Annotated in this window: 15 protein-coding genes; 8 read left to right on the top strand and 7 right to left on the bottom strand. The window is 67.4% G+C overall.

Annotated elements, in window-relative coordinates:
* The first annotated feature begins 24 nt into the window (after positions 1-24).
* The 7 genes from GD429_RS06135 (at position 25) to GD429_RS06105 (ending at position 9,080) form a co-directional block, all read left to right on the top strand.
* Positions 25-726, top strand: coding sequence for a FadR/GntR family transcriptional regulator (locus GD429_RS06135; RefSeq protein WP_152856178.1), 702 nt, complete (start codon positions 25-27; stop codon positions 724-726).
* 475 nt (positions 727-1,201) lie between these two features.
* Complete coding sequence (locus tag GD429_RS06130) at positions 1,202-2,146, top strand: helix-turn-helix domain-containing protein (protein WP_152856121.1); 945 nt, start codon at positions 1,202-1,204, stop codon at positions 2,144-2,146.
* Positions 2,147-2,444: 298 nt separating this feature from the next.
* On the top strand, positions 2,445-3,884 hold the full coding sequence (locus GD429_RS06125) for an APC family permease (protein WP_152856120.1): 1,440 nt from the start codon (positions 2,445-2,447) through the stop codon (positions 3,882-3,884).
* 275 nt (positions 3,885-4,159) lie between these two features.
* Entirely contained in the window at positions 4,160-5,605 is a 1,446-nt protein-coding gene (locus GD429_RS06120; protein ID WP_152856119.1) for an aldehyde dehydrogenase family protein, read from the top strand.
* A 55-nt stretch (positions 5,606-5,660) separates the two neighbouring features.
* Positions 5,661-7,025: an aspartate aminotransferase family protein gene (locus GD429_RS06115; RefSeq protein ID WP_152856118.1), complete on the top strand. Its 1,365-nt coding sequence runs from the start codon at positions 5,661-5,663 to the stop codon at positions 7,023-7,025.
* A gap of 148 nt (positions 7,026-7,173) precedes the next feature.
* Complete coding sequence (locus tag GD429_RS06110; protein WP_152856117.1) at positions 7,174-7,737, top strand: cytochrome b; 564 nt, start codon at positions 7,174-7,176, stop codon at positions 7,735-7,737.
* Positions 7,738-7,931: 194 nt separating this feature from the next.
* Complete coding sequence (locus GD429_RS06105; RefSeq protein WP_152856116.1) at positions 7,932-9,080, top strand: porin; 1,149 nt, start codon at positions 7,932-7,934, stop codon at positions 9,078-9,080.
* Between the two features lie 59 nt (positions 9,081-9,139).
* Here the strand turns inward: GD429_RS06105 and GD429_RS06100 are convergent, their stop codons facing one another.
* Complete coding sequence (locus GD429_RS06100; protein WP_152856115.1) at positions 9,140-10,195, bottom strand: porin; 1,056 nt, start codon at positions 10,193-10,195, stop codon at positions 9,140-9,142.
* A 326-nt stretch (positions 10,196-10,521) separates the two neighbouring features.
* On the opposite strand from GD429_RS06100, the gene GD429_RS06095 reads away from it, so the two are divergent.
* Positions 10,522-11,250, top strand: coding sequence for an IclR family transcriptional regulator (locus GD429_RS06095; RefSeq protein WP_034182420.1), 729 nt, complete (start codon positions 10,522-10,524; stop codon positions 11,248-11,250).
* A gap of 54 nt (positions 11,251-11,304) precedes the next feature.
* On the opposite strand, the gene GD429_RS06090 is transcribed toward GD429_RS06095, so the two are convergent.
* From GD429_RS06090 to GD429_RS06065, 6 genes are all read right to left on the bottom strand, one after another.
* Positions 11,305-12,762, bottom strand: a complete 1,458-nt coding sequence (locus tag GD429_RS06090) for an NAD-dependent succinate-semialdehyde dehydrogenase (RefSeq protein ID WP_193727065.1) — start codon at positions 12,760-12,762, stop codon at positions 11,305-11,307.
* A gap of 84 nt (positions 12,763-12,846) precedes the next feature.
* On the bottom strand, positions 12,847-13,179 hold the full coding sequence (locus tag GD429_RS06085; RefSeq protein ID WP_152856113.1) for an NIPSNAP family protein: 333 nt from the start codon (positions 13,177-13,179) through the stop codon (positions 12,847-12,849).
* Complete coding sequence (locus tag GD429_RS06080) at positions 13,169-14,800, bottom strand: bifunctional 3-(3-hydroxy-phenyl)propionate/3-hydroxycinnamic acid hydroxylase (protein WP_152856112.1); 1,632 nt, start codon at positions 14,798-14,800, stop codon at positions 13,169-13,171. Before GD429_RS06080 ends, GD429_RS06085 begins: the two co-directional genes overlap by 11 nt.
* A gap of 3 nt (positions 14,801-14,803) precedes the next feature.
* On the bottom strand, positions 14,804-15,679 hold the full coding sequence (locus GD429_RS06075; RefSeq protein WP_193727063.1) for an alpha/beta fold hydrolase: 876 nt from the start codon (positions 15,677-15,679) through the stop codon (positions 14,804-14,806).
* A gap of 27 nt (positions 15,680-15,706) precedes the next feature.
* Positions 15,707-16,312, bottom strand: a complete 606-nt coding sequence (locus tag GD429_RS06070) for an amino acid synthesis family protein (protein ID WP_152856110.1) — start codon at positions 16,310-16,312, stop codon at positions 15,707-15,709.
* Positions 16,313-16,361: 49 nt separating this feature from the next.
* Positions 16,362-16,877: a VOC family protein gene (locus tag GD429_RS06065; protein WP_152856109.1), complete on the bottom strand. Its 516-nt coding sequence runs from the start codon at positions 16,875-16,877 to the stop codon at positions 16,362-16,364.
* Positions 16,878-16,880 lie beyond the last annotated feature (3 nt).

The raw sequence follows: 16,880 nt of genomic DNA, 5'->3' as shown, positions 1-16,880 counted from the left end.
AGCGCATTGACCAAGATCCATCGGATGAAATCGACAGAACCCAAGCGGCTTTACCAATCGGTCGCGGCCCAGATCGTCGCATTGATTCGCCAGGGCGAATTCGCGGTCGGCGAGCGCCTGCCGCCCGAGCGCGAGCTGGCGCTGACGCTCGGCGTATCGCGACCGTCGCTTCGCGAGGCGCTGATCGCGCTGGAAATCGGCGGCCAGATCGAGATCCGGATGGGCTCCGGCGTTTATGTGCGCGACACGGCGGCCGACGACGTCGGCACGATGGGCACGCTCGGCGACAGTCCGTCGGAACTGATGCAGGCGCGCGCGGCCATCGAAGGCAGCGTTGCCGCGCTGGCCGCCGCGCGGATGACGGCCGCGATGCTCGATCGCCTGCGCCGCACGGTGCAGCGCATGAAGCGGCTCGCGGAGGCCGGCAAATCGCCCGTCGAAGCCGACCGGCAGTTCCATATGCTGATTGCGGAAGCCGCCGGCAATTCGGTGCTCACCCGCTTCGTCGGCGAGCTGTTCGACAGCCGCCACGACCCGATCGCCGCGGCCATGCGCGGCCACGCGGAGAATCCTCAGACCTGGACCGCCGCCGTGCGGGAGCACGAGGACGTGCTCCACGCGTTGCAGGCCGGCGACCCGATCGCGGCCCAGACGGCCATCCGCGCGCATCTTCGTGCGTCCGAGGCGCGATGGATCGATGGTGGCCTGAAATCCGACCCGGATTGACCGGCACACGGGCGCCTTCGCGCCCACTTCACGCCCTTCGCGCCCTTCGCGCCCTTCGCGCCCTTCGCGCCCTTCGCGCCCTTCGCGCGGCACCGTGTGTAAACCCCACCTCGAAATTAAATTGAATCCCTTATAATGGGATTTCAATATGTTATTTATCGTTCAGAAATAACATATTTTCTGCATTGTCCCGCATTTCGGGTTTTTATTTCATTCCCCTTGCAGTCACCCGTCGCCATCCGCGACACAACGCATGCAGGTGACGCGCCGCACGGCAACCGGGTCTTGCCAACGCGTCACCCGACGGTTTTTTTCTGGATATGATCGACGGCACGACCGGTCGGGTTGCACGGCACCTTCCGGGAGATTCCAGGCGGATCGCGCGCACTGCGCGATCGCGCTGCCCGCGCCCGGGCAGCAGCATGCGCCGGCTTCGGCCGGCATCGAATTTGAGAAGGGACGCATTGGCCATACCATGAACCTGCACGCTGAAACATTGTGCTTCTCGGATGTGTTCCTCCATTCCCAGGCGATCGTGAACTGGTCGCAGCACTACGACCAGATCAGCCCCGGCACCGCCACGACCACGCTGCGCCAGGTCGCCGGCCAGCGCTTTCACGTGTTTCGCGAACGCATCAACCAGCGCGTGATGCAGCACGGGCTGGCGCCGCGCGACCGCCTCTGCTTCGCACTGCCGATCGCAAACTCGGTCGCGCCGGTGGTCCAGGGGCGCACCGTCGAGCGCCCGAGCCTGCTGACCTTGCGCGGCGGCGAGGAGTTCGTCGCGCATCTGCCGTGCGATACCGAGGTGCTCGCCTTCACGATCGATCGCACGCTCACGGCCGATCACGAGCTGGACGAACTCGCGAACCTGCCCGCGCGCATCCTGAAGCAGCCGGTGCTCCCCATCTCGCCCGCGCGCTACCGCAATGCGCTGGACGGCCTCGAGCGCGTGCTCTGCCAGGCGCTCGACAGCGGTTCGCTCACCGCACGCGACGCGTTCGACGAACGCGTGCTCGCGCACAGCGTCGTCGGCATCCTGCTCGATCTCGTACAGTCCGACGAATCGGATGCCGGTGCGCTGCCGTCGGCATCGACGCAAAGCTACATCGTTCGCCGGAGCCAGGAAATCGCGCTGCAAAGCGACGACGTGCCGACGGTCATCGATCTCTGCCATCACCTTCGAATCAGCCGCCGCACGCTGCAATACAGCTTCCAGAACGTCGTCGGCACCACGCCGACGGCCTACCTCCGCTCGATCCGGCTGAATGCGGTGCGACGCTTCCTGATGACGACACCCGAGACGATGCGGATCGGCGACGCGGCGGCGCAATTCGGCTTTTGCCACTTCGGGCGCTTCTCCGCGTACTACCAGCAACATTTCCACGAGCTGCCGTCGCACACGCCGCGCTTGAGCTGAGGCCGCGCATCCGCGGCGCGGTGTGCCGCTGCGTCGCATCCGGGTAATCCCCTGCCGCCCGGCGCACGCGGATTGCCGATAACGGACAACGTCCGCTTTTTCGGCACCGTAAATTTTGTCGTCGACCCGCTCGAGCGCTCCGTGTGCGACACCGGGCGGCCGTCGAAGCGCATACCTGTGTCGTCGGCGGACGGCAGCCTCCGCTGCCGGATCGTCAGGATCGGCCCGCGACGCAGGGACATTGATCAGGCATGCCGGTATCGACTCCTGACGGACGATCCGGTCAGCAGGACTACCCATGAACGAACTGTCATCCCGGTCCGAAGCAGGGCTCAGCAAAAACGCCGTCGGACTTTCACATATCGTCTTCTTCGTCGTCGCCGCGGCCGCGCCGCTCACCGCGATGGTCGGCGCGACGCCCGCGGCATTCTCGCTCGGCAACGGCCCCGGCGTGCCCGGCGTATTCGTGCTGGCGGGCGTGATGTACCTGATCTTCAGCATCGGCTACGCAGCGATGAGCCGGCACATCTCCAACGCGGGCGCGTTCTATGCGTATATCGCGAACGGGCTCGGGCGCCCGGTCGGCGTGGGCGGCGCGTTCGTCGCGATCGTCGCGTACAACGCCGTGCAGATCGCGATCTACTGCATGTTCGGCTTCTTCCTGAACAACGGCGTCCAGCAGCACTACGGCATCGACGTGCCGTGGTGGGCGTTCGCGCTGGCCTGCGTCGTCGCCGTCCATTTCTGCGGCGCGCGGCACATCGAGTTCAGCGGGCGGTTGCTCGGCATGCTGATGATCGGCGAGATCGCGATCGTGATGCTGCTCGATCTCGCGATCGTCGTGCACGGCGCGAGCGCCGGCGGCTTCAGCGCGAAGCCATTCAGCCCCGCGATGGTGTTCACGCCCGGGCTCGGCACCGCGCTCGTGTTCGTCCTCGGTTCGTATATGGGCTTCGAGGCGACGGCGATCTTCTCCGAGGAAGCCCGCGACCCGAAGCGCACGATCCCGCGCGCCACGTACCTGGCCGTGATCCTGATCATGGTGTTCTATGCGCTGTCGTCGTGGGCGATCGTCGAGGCGTGGGGCGAAGGGCAGATCACCGCACAAGCGACTCGCGATCCGGCCAATCTGTGGTTTGCCGTCAGCGGCCGGCTGCTCGGCGGCATCGCGACGGACGCGATGAACGTGCTGCTCGTCACGAGCCTGTTCGCGGCCATCCTGTCGTTCCACAATACGATCACGCGCTATTTCTACGCGATGGGCCGCGAACGCGTGCTGTGGCGCAAGCTCGGCCATACGTGCCCCGTGCATCGCTGCCCCGACGTCGCCGGGAAAGTGCAGACGCTGATCGCGCTCGCGGCGATCGCCGGCTCCGCCGCCTTCCGCCTCGATCCGTTCGCGGTCGTGTTCTCGTGGATGAGCGCGCTGGCCACGATCGGCATCATCGCGGTGCAGATCCTCGTCGCTGCCTCGGTCATCGCGTTCTTCGCGCGCGATCACCGCGACGCCAGCCTCGTGCACCGCCTGATCGCGCCGCTCGTCAGCGTGATCGCGCTCGGCGCATGCCTCGTGCTGGTCGTGCGCAACCTGTCCGTGCTGAGCGGATCGGATTCGACCTTCGTCGCGATGTTTCCGTACTTCCTGCTCGCCATCGGCGTGCTCGGCATCCGCGCCGCGTTGCGTTTGAAGCGCAGCGATCCCGACCTGTACCGCGAACTCGGACGCGCCGTCCAGTAGCCGCCGCCCGGCCGGTGCCGCGCGCGGCACCGGCATCGCCTTGCCCCGCCCCCGACGCTTTGCCGCTGCCGGCGCGACGCGCATCGATGCGTCGCGCCGGCGCGCCTTTGCGCGGGTATTCCCTATCCCGAATGCGCGGCAACGATTGCCGATAGCGGACAAGGCCCGCCATTTCATCGACATACAGTGGATCCGACGTTGAAGCCGGGCCGTGGCAGCCACCATCGCCCCGACCGGCCCGGCCCGACGATTCGCCCTTGGGAATTACGGACACCATGATGAAAATTCAGAACCTGATCGGCGGCCGGCATTGCGACGCATCTGCCGGCCGCACCTTCGAAAAGCTGGCGCCGGCGACCGGCGACTATGTCGCCGCCGTGCCCGCATCGAGCGCCGAAGACGTCGATCGCGCCGTGCGCGCCGCACACGGCGCACTGCACGACGACGCATGGGCGCGCGCGGGCGGCGCGGCCCGGGCCCGCTGGCTGCTTCGGCTGGCGGACCTGGTCGAGCGCGACGGCGATGCGCTGGCAGGGCTCCTCGCCGTCGAACAAGGACGCCCGCTGGCCGAGATGCGCATGATGGACCTGCCGATGTGCATCGACACGCTGCGCTACTTCGCCGGCTGGGCCGACAAGCTCGAGGGCCGCACGATTCCGACTGATGGCTTCATGGGCCGCCCGACGCTCAGCTACACGCGCCGGGCGCCGGTGGGCGTCGCCGGTCAGATCATCCCGTGGAACGCGCCGCTGATGATCGCCGTGTGGAAACTTGCACCGGCGCTCGCGGCCGGCTGCCCGGTGGTCATCAAGCCGTCGGAGGACACGCCGCTGGCGCTGTCCCGGCTCGGCGAACTCGTCTGCGAAGCCGGCCTGCCCGCCGGTGTCGTGAACATCGTCCACGGCGTCGGTTCGGAAGTCGGCGCCGCGCTGGTCGCGCACCCGCTCGTGAGCAAGATCAGCTTCACCGGCAGCACCGAAGTCGGCCGTGCGATCGCGGGCGCTGCGGCCAGGACCTTCAAGCGCGTCACGCTCGAACTCGGTGGCAAGGCCGCGCAGATCGTGTTCGCGGATGCCGATCTCGACCGCGCGATCCCGTCGCTGATGGCCGGCATGTTCGCGAACCAGGGGCAGACGTGCGCGGCCGGCTCGCGCGTGCTCGCGCACCGCTCGATCGCCGGTGCACTCGAAGAGCGCCTCGCCGACGCCGCCCGCGCGATCCGCGTCGGTCCGCCGTCGGAGCCCGGCGTGCAAATGGGCGCGCTCATCAACCCGCGCCACCTCGCGCGCGTGCGTGCGCACGTCGAAGGCGCGCTCGCCGAAGGCGCGATCCTGCTCGCCGGCGACGAACAGGTGCCGCCGCGCGGCTGCTTCATGCGCCCGACGATTCTCGGCGGCGTGCATCCGGACATGCGGATCGCCCGTGAAGAAGTGTTCGGCCCGGTCGGCATGGTCATGCCGTTCGACACCGAGGACGACGCGGTCCGCATCGCCAACGACACGCCGTTCGGCCTGTCCGCGTCGGTCTGGACGCAGGACGTCGGCACCGCGCACCGCGTCGCCGAGCGGCTCGACGTCGGCGCCGTCGCGATCAATGCATGGAGCCCGATCGACGCACGCCTGCCGTGGGGCGGCACCAAGCAGAGCGGGATCGGCCGCGACCTGTCGAAGGCCGCGCTCGATTCGTACCTCGAGGAAAAGATCATCACCGCAGCTCTGTGATCCCGCGGCGCACGTCGCGCCGCACTGTGTTCAAGCACTTCGTGAGAGAACCACCATGGACTACCAAAAGCGACAAAAGCGATTCTGGCACCCGATGAGCTCGGCGGCCGCCGGCCATACGACCCCCACCGTGATCATCGAGCGCGGCGACGGCAACTACGTGTACGACGTCGAGGGCCACCGCATGCTCGACGGCGTCGGCGGGCTGTGGAACGTCAACGTCGGCCACAACCGGCCGGAAGTGAAGGCCGCGATCGCCCGTCAGATGGACGAGCTTTCCTACTACCAGACCTTCGACGGCGTCGCCCATCCGCGCGTGTACGACCTGGCCGACCGCCTGTGCGCGATGTTCGCGCAAGAGGACATGCAGCGGGTGATGTTCGGCAGCGGCGGTTCCGACGCGGTCGAGACCGCGCTCAAGATGGCGCGCCAGTACTGGGTCGCCGCCGGCGAGCCGTCGCGCACGAAATTCCTGTCGCTGCGCAACGGTTATCACGGCGTGCACGTCGGCGGCACGTCGATCGGCGGCAACGGCGTCTACCATTACAATCACGGTCCGCTGCTGCCCGGCTGCGTGCTGCTCGACACGCCGTGGCTCTATCGCAACCCGTGGAACTGCGACGATCCGCAGCAACTCGTCGAGCATTGCATCCGGCAGCTCGAGGAAACGATCGCGTTCCATGGCCCGCAGACCATCGCCGCGTTCGTCGCGGAACCGGTGCAGGGCGCGGGCGGCCTGATCGTCCCGCCCGCCGACTACTGGGCCCGCGTGCGCGCCGTGTGCGACCGCAACGGCATCCTGCTGATCGCCGACGAGGTGGTCACCGGCTTCGGCCGCACCGGCAGCCTGCTCGGCAGCCGCGGCTGGGGCGTCACCGCCGACATCCTGTGCGTCGCCAAGGGCATTTCCGCCGGCTACGTGCCGCTCGGCGCGACGCTGTACAACGGCCGCATCGCGCAGGCGATCGAACATGGCGCGGGCTTCTCGCACATGGTCATGCACGGCTACACGTACAGCGGCCATCCGCTCGCGTGCGCCGCGTCGCTCGCGGTGCTCGACATCGTCGAAGCCGAGGATCTGCCGGGCAATGCGGCACGGGTGGGCCAGCGCCTGCTCGAGCACCTGCTGCCGCTGAAGGCCGACTTCGAGACCGTCGGCGACGTCCGCGGCAAGGGGCTGATGCTGGCGCTCGATCTCGTGACCGACAAGGCCAGCCGCACGCCGCTCGATCCGGGCAAGGGGTTCGCCGCGCGCGTGGCCGACGCGGCGCGCAAGCGCGGCGTGCTGGTCCGCGCGATCGCCAACAAGGTCGTGATGTCGCCGCCGCTGACGCTCAAGCAGGACGAGGCCGACTTCATCGCGGTGACGCTGCGCGAGGCGCTGCAGGAGTGCTGCGCGGATTCGCGATCGATCGCCTGAGCGCACGGACAACCGGGCGCACGGACTTTTCGTCGAAGGTTCGTGCGCCGCGATCCGGCCTCGGTTCGACGAAGATCGCCGCGGGACGTCGAAGTCGACGATCGGCATCCCGCCTGTCGCAATTTCGCTTTCAAGGAACACAAGCCAAATGGAAAACCAGGCCATTGCATTCACGGTCGAGAAATACCCGCTCGCGCTTCGGCTGCTTCACTGGGTCAGGGCGATCCTGATCGGCGCGCAGCTGTGGACCGGATGGACCATGGTCCGGCTCGACGACAACCTGCCGGCCAAGTTCGACTGGTACTACCCGACCCACAAGGAGTTCGGCGTGCTCACGCTGCTGGTGGTGCTGACGCAGCTGGCGATTCGCTCGATGAAGCCGCTGCCGCCGCTGCCGTCGAGCCTGCCGAGGCTGGACCGGAAGCTCGCCAAGATCGCGCACTACCTGCTGTATGCGCTGGCGATCATCGTGCCGCTGATGGGTTATTCGATGTCCAGCACGTATACGCAAAGCGACGGCGTGCCGTTCTTCTTTTTCCGCGTGCCCGAGCTGCTGCCGAAGAACGACCACTGGTTCGAGGCATTCCAGTGGCTGCACAAGACGCTGGCCTACACGCTGCTTGCGCTCGTCGTCCTGCATATCCTCGCCGCGCTGAAACACCGGTTCTTCGACTCGAACCGCGAAAACGACGTGTTGCGGCGCATGCTGTAACGCCGCTGTAACACGGGGCGGCGATCCCGGCGACGCTCCGCATTCGGGTCGCTCGACCTCGGCGGCCCGGTTTCTTTCATTTCCAATACTTCGTTTTACTAACTACTGACGGACCGTTTCGAGCGTCCGGCGCGCCCGCACGCCATCGAAAACGGCACCGCACGGCCCTACCGGCCCTCACCTGGAGATCGACGATGAAGAAGATGATTGCGGCCGTATCGGCCGCCGGCGCGATGGGCTTCAGCCTGACGGCGCACGCGCAGAGTACCGTGACGCTTTACGGGTTGATCGACGAAGGCATCAATTTCACGAGCAACGCGGGCGGCAGCAAGGCCTACCAGATGGTCAGCGGCGACACCGTCGGCAGCAACTGGGGGCTGAAAGGCACGGAAGACCTAGGCGGCGGGCTGAGGGCGGTGTTCCAGCTCGAGAACGGCTTCAACGCGAGCACGGGCGCGCTCGGCGTGACGTCGCGGATGTTCGGCAGGCAGGCGTACGTCGGGCTCGATTCCGACCGGTTCGGCACGCTCACGTTCGGCCGCCAGTACGATCCCACGCTCGACATGTGGAGCACCTTCACGGCCACCGGAAACTGGCTCGGCGACTTCGGCGCCCACCCGTACGACAACGACAATGCCGACTGGGACTACCGCATCCAGAACAGCGTCAAGTACGTGTCGCCCACGTACGCCGGCTTCAAGGGCGAAGTGCTCTACGGCCTGTCGAACCAGGCGGGCGGCTTTGCCAGAAACCGCGTGTACAGTGCCGCGCTGCAGTACCAGATGGGCGCGTTCTCCGCCGCCGTCGCATACCTGAAGGCGAACAACGGCGGCGCGACCACAGGCGGCGCGTTGTCGAGCGACGATACGGTCTTCAGCGGCCGCTCGCAGCAGACCATCGATGCCGGCGCGTCCTACAAGTTCAGCGACAAGCTGACGCTGTCCGCCGCGTATTCGCACGTCGACGTGTACAGCCCCGAATCGAATATCTACTTCGCGAACCAGCCGGCGGCAGGCTCGCAGAACGCGTGGAAATTCGACAACTTCGAGGTCAACGGCCAGTATTTCTTCCGGCCTGACTTCTGGTTCGGCGCCGCCTATACATACACGCGCGCGCATGTCGCGACGGCGGCCGGCGATGCTTCGCCGAGCTGGCACCAGGTGTCGATGATGCTCGACTACGACCTCAGCAAGCGGACCTCGACCTACATCCAGGGCGCGTACCAGCATGCGACCGGCAACACCGGCACCGACTTCGACTACGCGCACGTGCTCGGCACCGCCGGGCAGTCGTCGGGCCGCAATCAGCTGGCCTTGCGTGTCGGGATGATGCATCGGTTCTGATGGCGGCAACACACGGGCTGGCGCGCGGCATGCGCGGCAGCCCGTGTGTTCTCGAACCGTCAGAACTGATGCCGCACGCCGACGCGAACCGCGGTCTGCGTCGAGCCGGCCGCCGCCCCGCCGAGCGCGGCTTCGACCTGGGCGCCGTAAGCGCTGTCGTGCCCGCGTGCGAACACCGCGTACAGGCCGGTACGCTTCGACAGCGAATAGTCGGCGCTCAGCGTGACCTGGTTGGCCGAGCCGACGTCGCCGCCGCGCTGCTGGTACTGGAAGCCGCCGCCCAGTTGCAACGACGGCGTGAGCGCATAGGTCAGCCCGCCGTCGTAGGTGGTTGCCCGCAGCGGTACGGCGGCGCTGATTCGTACATCCGACACCATGCCGAAGACGCGGAACTGGCCGAGGTTGTAGCCGGCCCCGCCGGAGAAGTTGCGAAGATTGCCGCCGGACGTCACGTCGTGCTGGCCGAAATAAGCGAGCGCGGCGCTGAACGCGCCCTGCGTGTAGGACAGCATCGCGCTCTGCACGCTGCTGCGCGCGACCGTGCCGGGCACGTTGCCGAACCCCCACATGCCGCCGAACGCCACCCCGCCGAAGGTCGGACTCACGTACTTCACCGCATTGTTCACCTGGACGCCCCACACGCGGTTGTCGAGCGCGCCGCCCGCCGACGCATTCGCCGGCAGCCCCCATGCGAGCAGGCCGGCCGGCGTGTTCGCGCCGACCGCGAAGGCCGGCATCAGATCGCCGACGAAATCGAACTGGCGCCCGAGCGTCACGGTGCCCCAGTCGCCGCCGAGCCCGACGTACGCTTGCGAACTGAACGCGGAGCCCGGCACGGTCAGCGCGCCGTCCGACGTCTGGAACTGGCTTTCGAGCCGGAACACGGCGAAGTTGGCGCCGCCGAGATCCTCCCTGCCCGTCAAGCCCCACACGTCATTGCGCGACACGCCCGCCTGCAGCGCGATCTGACGGCCGCCGCGCGGCGCGGACGCCACGTCGCTCGTATAGGTCACGCCGGTGTCCAGCGAACCGTAGAGCGTCACGCTCGATTGCGCGAACGTCGGTGCAACGGCACCGCAGCCGCACAATGCCACCATCCGGAACCACACCTTCATCTTCTTCTCCTCATCAAATTTTCCCGGTCGATGCGCTCATGAACCGACCGGCATGCCGGCGGCACCGATCCGGCATGATTCGTTGCGCCAACATAGGATTCCATATCGATCGACGGCGGCACTAACCACCCTGCCGCCGCCGGCCTGTGTTCCGCACATTCGTTGACGCGTTTCCGGTTGCCGCGTACGCGACTTAAGTTAGACTACGGCCCTGTCGCCGCCGCTGCCGCATTCGTGTCCCGCATTCGTGTCGCAGCCCGGCCGCCCGAACCGCTGCCGATCTTCTCGTTCCATTGCCGCAAGCCGCCTGAATCCCGGATCACGTCATGTCGAGCCTCACCAAAATGCTGTCCATCCTCGACGTCTTCTCTTCGTCCGCGACGTCGATGACGGCCGAGGAGATCGCCGAACACATGGGCTTTTCGCGGACCACGTGCTACCGCTACGTGAAGGAACTGGCCTCCGTCGGCCTGCTCGTCGGCAGCAACGGCCGCTATACGCTCGGCCCGCGCATCATCCATCTCGACTACAACATGCGGCAGTCGGACCCGACGCTCACCGCCGCGAAACCCGTGATCCAGAAACTCGTTCAGGTCACCGGCGGCGATGCGCTCGTGTCGACGCTGTTCGACGAGCAGATCATCAACGTCATGCACGAAACCGGCGCCGAGAACCTGCAGCTGGGCTTCGGGCGCGGCCGCATCATGCCGCTGTTCCAGGGCGCGTCGTCGAAAGTGATCGTGGCCGCGATGTCGCGCGCGCGATTGAAACGCCTGCACGAACGGCACAACGCCGAACTCGGCGAGTTCGCAGCCGACTGGACGCAGTTCTGGCGCGCCTGCCAGCAGATCGCCGACGCCGGGTACTGGATCTCGCGTGGCGAGCTCGACGAAGGCTTCGTCGGCATCGCCGCGCCGATTCGCACCGCCAGCAGCGGCGAAATCAACAGCAGCCTGTCGCTGGTCTTTCGCGCCGAACACTTCGCGCTGTTCGACGAGCATGTGCTCGGCAAGCTCCTGATCGACGCCACCGCTCGGATCGGCGCAGCCACCTGAAGATTTTCGCGGCGTCGCGAACGACGCCGCGCGCGAGCGTCGACGTACACACCGTCAATTCATCTGCGTGATGAATTTGGTGACCAGGTAACCGTCGAACGTCTCCGTGCCTCCCTCGCTGCCGAAGCCGCTGTCCTTCACGCCGCCGAACGGGATCTCCGCCGGCCCCATCCCGAAGTGATTGATGTTGACCATGCCGGCTTCGAGCGTGCGGCCGATCCGGTGCGCGTTGCGCGCCGAAGCGGTGAACGCGTACGACGCGAGACCGAACGGCAAGCGATTCGCCTCGGCGAGCGCATCGTCGAGTTCGTCGAACGGCACGATCCCGACGATCGGGCCGAACGGCTCGTCGTTCATCAGGCGTGTATCGCGCGTCGGGCCCAGCACGACCGTCGGCGCGAAATAATGCCCCGGTCCCGGCCTCGGCAAGCGCGTTCCGCCCGCGGCGATCTCCGCGCCTTTCACCTTTGCATCCGCGACGAATGCGTCGATCTCGGACACGCGTCGCGCATGCGCGAGCGGCCCCATCGTGGTCCCCTCTTCCAGCCCGTAGCCGACGCGGATCGTGCCGACCGCGTTGAGATACGCGGCGACGAACCGTTCGAACACCGGCCGTTGCACGAAAAACCGCGTCGGCGATACGCACACCTGCCCGGCATTGCGAAACTTGTACGCGGCCAGCATCGTCGCGGCGCGTTCGATGTCCGCGTCCGCGCAGACGAGCACCGGCGCGTGCCCGCCCAGCTCCATGGTCATGCGCTTCATGTGCGACGCGGCGAGCGCTGCCAGTTGCTTGCCGACCGGCACCGAACCGGTAAACGAGATCTTGCGCACCAGCGGCGATTCGATCAGCCGCGTCGACACGTCGCCCGGCACGCCCCACACGATATTCAGGCAGCCCGCGGGCAGCCCGGCATCGTGGAAGATGCGCGCGAGCGCGACGATCGCGCTCGGCGATTCCTCGGGCCCTTTCAGCACCAGCGTGCACCCCGACGCCAGCGCGGCCGCGATCTTGTGCATCGCCTGGCTGAACGGGAAATTCCACGGCGAAAACGCCGCGCACACGCCGATCGGTTCCCGCAATACCGTCTGCGCGACGTCCGGAGAACGCGCCGGAATGACGCGACCGTAAGTGCGGCGCCCCTCCTCCGCATGCCATTCGAGCTGTTCGGCGGACGACACGACCTCGGCGACCGCCTCGCGCAGCGGCTTGCCCTGGTCCATCGTGATGTGGCGGCCGATGGCTTCGGCACGTTCGCGCACGAGCGCAGCGGCGCGGCGCAGGATGTCGGAGCGCGCGAGCGGCGACTCGCGCCGCCACGCCGCGAAAGCACGATGCGCGGCGTGCACCGCGGCGTCGATATCGTGCGGCGTCGCATGCGGCAATTCGCCGAGCACGCGGCCGGTTCCCGGATCGAGAACGGGCTGCGTGCGCCGGCCGTCGGCCTGAATGAACCGGCCATCGATATACAGGTGGAGCGGCGCGTAATCGCGTTGCGCGTCAGGCGCCATACGGGAAGTCAGCGGCGTGAACGGAATCAAGACGGATACCTCGGTAGAGACTGCACGATGGGCGCGGACGGTGCGACGATCGCATCACGCGGGCTGGCTCGGCGCACGCAGCAGGCCGCCGATTTCCTGGCGGAGAATCCGGTTTTCCTGCGTGACGAGCAGATGCCGGACCTTGCCGCGAAACGACCTGAACTCAGGATCGGCCATCAGCACGGCGCGGCGCCGTGCACGATCGTCCAGCGAATCGAACGCCCACAGATAGACGAGCTGGTTCAGCGGCCCGACCTCCGTCGCAAAACAACCGACCATCGTGCCGAGCGCCTGCTCCTGCGCGGCGCGCCCGCATTCCGCGTACAGCCGCAGATATTCGGCGACGCCGCCCGGCACCAGCGTATAGGTGCGTTGCTCAACAAACATGTGCTTCCTCCGGTTGTCGCGGCGCGAACGCCTGAAAGGTCGCGCTCACGCGGGCCATCCCCACGGCATCCGTCTGCGCCGCCACGTAGCGGTCGGGGCGCACCACCACGAGCGGGCCGGCGTGCCGGTCGAACCAGGCCGCCAGCGCGTTGTCGACGTCCTCGACGCACGTGCTGCCGTGCGCGCTGCTCACCCGCCCTGCGCGGCCGGTGCCGCTGCGCGAACGGCTGACCTGCACGAACGTCGCGCCCAGCGCCGCCCAGTACGCACGATCGTCGTCGCTCAGGCACGCCTGCGGATCGCATTGCCAGCCGACGATCGAGAACCATGGGCCCAGCACGTCGTCGAGCTTGCGGCGCACGCCGTCGGCCGTTTCGACGTCGGGCTGCGCGATCATCCTGCCGACTGCATCGCCCGGCGCCCCCGGCAGCACGACGCCCCGCGTATAGCTCGGCATCGGCTTGAAGCGCATCTGCAGGATGTAGTCCTTCAGGCCCGGCGCATAGCGCGCGAGCCCGAGAAAACGATCGCGCAGGAACGCGACGAGCCGGTTGGTCGGCATCAGCATCGCGCCGAACGTGTCCGCCAGGTCGATCATCGCCTTCGCGTGGTCGCGCCGCTCCGATTCGTAGCTGCCGATCACGCCGGGATGCAATGTGCCGTTGACGACGCCCGCCAGTTTCCACGCGAGATTGCCCACGTCGCGCAAGCCCGCGTTCAGGCCCTGGCCGACCCACGGCGGCGTCAGGTGGGCGGCATCGCCGACGAGCGCCACGCGGCCGACCACGAAACGTTCGGCGAGGCGCGAATGGTGCGTATAGGTCCGCGCGCGCACGATCTCGATGCGATCGACGTCGTCGACGTACGGCGCGATCAGCGCGCGGATCGATTCCGGCCGCGCGATCGCCTCTTCGTCCTCGTGCGGAAACACGAGAAACTCCCAGCGCCGGAAATTGAACGGCAGATAGATGCAGACGTTCGGGCGGCGCGGGTCGCAGTTCAGCGCCGTGCACGGCTGGTCGAGCCCGGCGTTCTTCACGTCGACCACGACCCATTTGATCGGATGCGTCGTGCCGGCCAGCTTGACGCCCAGCAGCTCGCGCATCGGGCTGCGCCCGCCGTCGGCCGCCACCACGTAGTCGGCCTCGAGCGAGTAGCACTGCCCGTCGGCGCGGCGCACCTGCAACGTGACGCGTTCGTCGTCCTGTTCGACGCCGACCACTTCCTCGCTGGTCCGCAGCGACACGTGCGGATAGCGAGCCAGCCCATCGCGCAGCGTGCGCTCGGCCAGTTGCTGCATGAAGATGTTGCGCCGCCACCAGCCGAATTCGCGCATCGACGGGCGGATGTCGGCGAAGCATTCGCCGTTCGCCTTGAACATGCGCAGCGGCACGTTCTGGATGATGTCGCGGCTCAGCTCGTCGGCGAGGCCGGCGGTCTGGAACATCCGCAATGCTTCGTCGTCGATGCCGACCGCGCGCGGAAACTCGACGATCTGCGGCGCCTTCTCGATGATCGTCGTCGCGACGCCATAAAGACCGAGCAGGTTCGCCATCGCCACGCCGTTCGGCCCCGCGCCGACGATCGCGACCGACGTCCGGTCCGGATTGTTCGCTCTCATGCGTCAGCCTCCCATCCGCCACGCCGGATCGTCGAGACGATCGAGCCAGGTGCGCAATGCGTGGTTGAACGCGGCGGGCTGATCGTCATGCACGTAGTGCGTCGCGCCCGGAATATCGAGCCAGTCGATGCCGGCGCTGGCCGCCATTTCGGCCGCCACTTCCGCGGCCAGGAAATCCGATTCGCCGCCGCGCAACAGCAGCGTCGGCACCTGCAGGTTGAGAACCAGCGGCCACAGATGGACGAGTTGCTCCGGCGTGGCGGCCAGCCGCGCCGCCGCGATCCCGTCGGCGTCGTGCCGCCATACGATCCGCCCCTGCGCCTCCTCTTTCAGCGAGTGCGCGAGGCGCGAATCGAGCGCGGATTCCGCGATGTTCGGCCGCTGGCGTCGCCAGAACGCGCGCGCGTCGCCCCACGACGCGAACGCGTCCGGCGTTTCCTTCAGCTCGCGCTTGATGCGTTCCGAACCCTGCGAACCGGCCGACGCACCGGGGCCCATGTCCTCGATCACGAGACCGGCGAGCCGTTCCGGTTGCGCCGCCGCGTAGACGAACGCATTCGCGCCGCCCATCGAGTGCCCGACCAGCACGAATCGCTGCAAACCGAGCGCGCGCACCAACGCGTCGAGATCGCGCACGTAGGCCGCCGCATAGTAGTCGCGCCGCGGATCCCAGTCGCTCCAGCCGCGCCCGCGCTGGTCGAGCGCGACGACCCGGTAGCGGTCGACCAGCGCGTCGGCGACGGGCTCCCACGTATGCGCATAACTGCGCAAGCCGTGCAGCATCACCACGGCCGGCGCATCGTCGCGCCCCCAGCTCACGTAGTGCAGCCGCAGCCCGTCGCTGTCGATCCATCCATCCTTGACGGATGCCGTATTCATCATGTGCTCCCCGACCCGCATCCGCGCTCAGACCAGACCGTCGCGGCCGACGATCTCGCTCGCCTTCAGGCCGCCGAGCCGCGCGTGCAGGCGGCCGCGCGTCGCGAACGCGAAGATCACCAGCACTTCGTCGTCGTTGGGCGCATCGGGGAACAGGCACGTCACCGTGTCGTAGTGCGAGCGCACGTACAGCGCATCCTTGTGCGCGAGCGGCACGTCGATCACCGTGTTGACCGGGCCGCGCTTGCCGCTCGACGGCACCCACGACTTCCCGCCGCCCAGCGCCGCACGGATCGGCTCCGCGAAGATCGACGTGAGGAACGCGTTGCCGTGTTCGTATTCGCCGGCCGAGCCGACCAGGCAAGCCTTGCCGTAGCTCTCGATCGCACGGCCCGCGGCGAGCGCCTCGATGCGCCGCGCGAACTCCTTGCCGAGCGCCGGCGACGGGCGCACGAGATCGTCGAGGTTTTCGCTGAACCGCCCGGCGTACGGGTTATGGACGGCCGCGGCGATCACGATCTTGCGCAACGGCTCGCCGTCCGCGAGCTGGCCGGATTCGTTCGCGAGCGAATCCTCGATCTGCGTGTACCACTTGCGGATATGAAAGCCTTCGAAATTTGCGATCTTGATCATCAGGAATCCTCTATGAAATATCGGTTGTGCGGGAATGAAACATGGCGCCTCAGTCGAACAGCGGCTCGATCTGCACGGGATCGCTGGGCGCGTTGTACCGGTGCAGCACGCGCTTGCCCTCTTCGTCGTCCGTGACGGTTTCGCAGAAGAATTCGAGGCGGTTGCCGTCCGGGTCCGCGAAATACACGCCGATCCCGACCTTGTGATCGGTGATCTTGACGATCGGCACGTGGCGGCGGATCAGCATGCCGTATAGGCGGCGCAATTCGGTCAGGCCGCCGGCGATCTCGAGGCCGTAATGCTGCAGGCCGATCGTGCCGAGCTCCGCGTCGGACGCCGCGCGAATCAGCGCGATGTCATGGTGCTTCTGGCCGAAGGACATGAACACCCACTGCTCGCCGCGTGCGGTTTCCGTCATGCCGAGCACCTCGGCGTACCAGGTGCTCGAGCGCACGGGGTCGCGCACGAACAGCGACAGGTGGGTGCGCTGCACGCGCGGCGTCGGCAGCGGCAGCCCGCTCGCGTTCGCGCGCTCGGCGTGTTGCTGGATGTCGGACGGGGTCATCGT

The sequence above is a fragment of the Burkholderia sp. BE17 genome (assembly GCF_009362305.1).
Classification (GTDB): Bacteria; Pseudomonadota; Gammaproteobacteria; order Burkholderiales; family Burkholderiaceae; genus Burkholderia; species Burkholderia pyrrocinia_C.
The sequence above is the reverse complement of the archived record's forward strand: the minus strand, read 5'-3'. Positions and strand labels throughout refer to the sequence as shown.

What these genes read in the sequence shown, in the direction of transcription:
- GD429_RS06110 (WP_152856117.1), top strand. Translation starts at nt 7,174, where the DNA reads ATGGAAAACCAGGCCATTGCATTCACGGTCGAGAAATACCCGCTCGCG.
- GD429_RS06100 (WP_152856115.1), bottom strand. Translation starts at nt 10,195, where the DNA reads ATGAAGGTGTGGTTCCGGATGGTGGCATTGTGCGGCTGCGGTGCCGTT.
- GD429_RS06125 (WP_152856120.1), top strand. Translation starts at nt 2,445, where the DNA reads ATGAACGAACTGTCATCCCGGTCCGAAGCAGGGCTCAGCAAAAACGCC.
- GD429_RS06135 (WP_152856178.1), top strand. Translation starts at nt 25, where the DNA reads ATGAAATCGACAGAACCCAAGCGGCTTTACCAATCGGTCGCGGCCCAG.
- GD429_RS06080 (WP_152856112.1), bottom strand. Translation starts at nt 14,800, where the DNA reads ATGAGAGCGAACAATCCGGACCGGACGTCGGTCGCGATCGTCGGCGCG.
- GD429_RS06095 (WP_034182420.1), top strand. Translation starts at nt 10,522, where the DNA reads ATGTCGAGCCTCACCAAAATGCTGTCCATCCTCGACGTCTTCTCTTCG.
- GD429_RS06075 (WP_193727063.1), bottom strand. Translation starts at nt 15,679, where the DNA reads ATGAATACGGCATCCGTCAAGGATGGATGGATCGACAGCGACGGGCTG.
- GD429_RS06065 (WP_152856109.1), bottom strand. Translation starts at nt 16,877, where the DNA reads ATGACCCCGTCCGACATCCAGCAACACGCCGAGCGCGCGAACGCGAGC.
- GD429_RS06090 (WP_193727065.1), bottom strand. Translation starts at nt 12,762, where the DNA reads ATGGCGCCTGACGCGCAACGCGATTACGCGCCGCTCCACCTGTATATC.
- GD429_RS06120 (WP_152856119.1), top strand. Translation starts at nt 4,160, where the DNA reads ATGATGAAAATTCAGAACCTGATCGGCGGCCGGCATTGCGACGCATCT.
- GD429_RS06115 (WP_152856118.1), top strand. Translation starts at nt 5,661, where the DNA reads ATGGACTACCAAAAGCGACAAAAGCGATTCTGGCACCCGATGAGCTCG.
- GD429_RS06105 (WP_152856116.1), top strand. Translation starts at nt 7,932, where the DNA reads ATGAAGAAGATGATTGCGGCCGTATCGGCCGCCGGCGCGATGGGCTTC.
- GD429_RS06130 (WP_152856121.1), top strand. Translation starts at nt 1,202, where the DNA reads ATGAACCTGCACGCTGAAACATTGTGCTTCTCGGATGTGTTCCTCCAT.
- GD429_RS06085 (WP_152856113.1), bottom strand. Translation starts at nt 13,179, where the DNA reads ATGTTTGTTGAGCAACGCACCTATACGCTGGTGCCGGGCGGCGTCGCC.
- GD429_RS06070 (WP_152856110.1), bottom strand. Translation starts at nt 16,312, where the DNA reads ATGATCAAGATCGCAAATTTCGAAGGCTTTCATATCCGCAAGTGGTAC.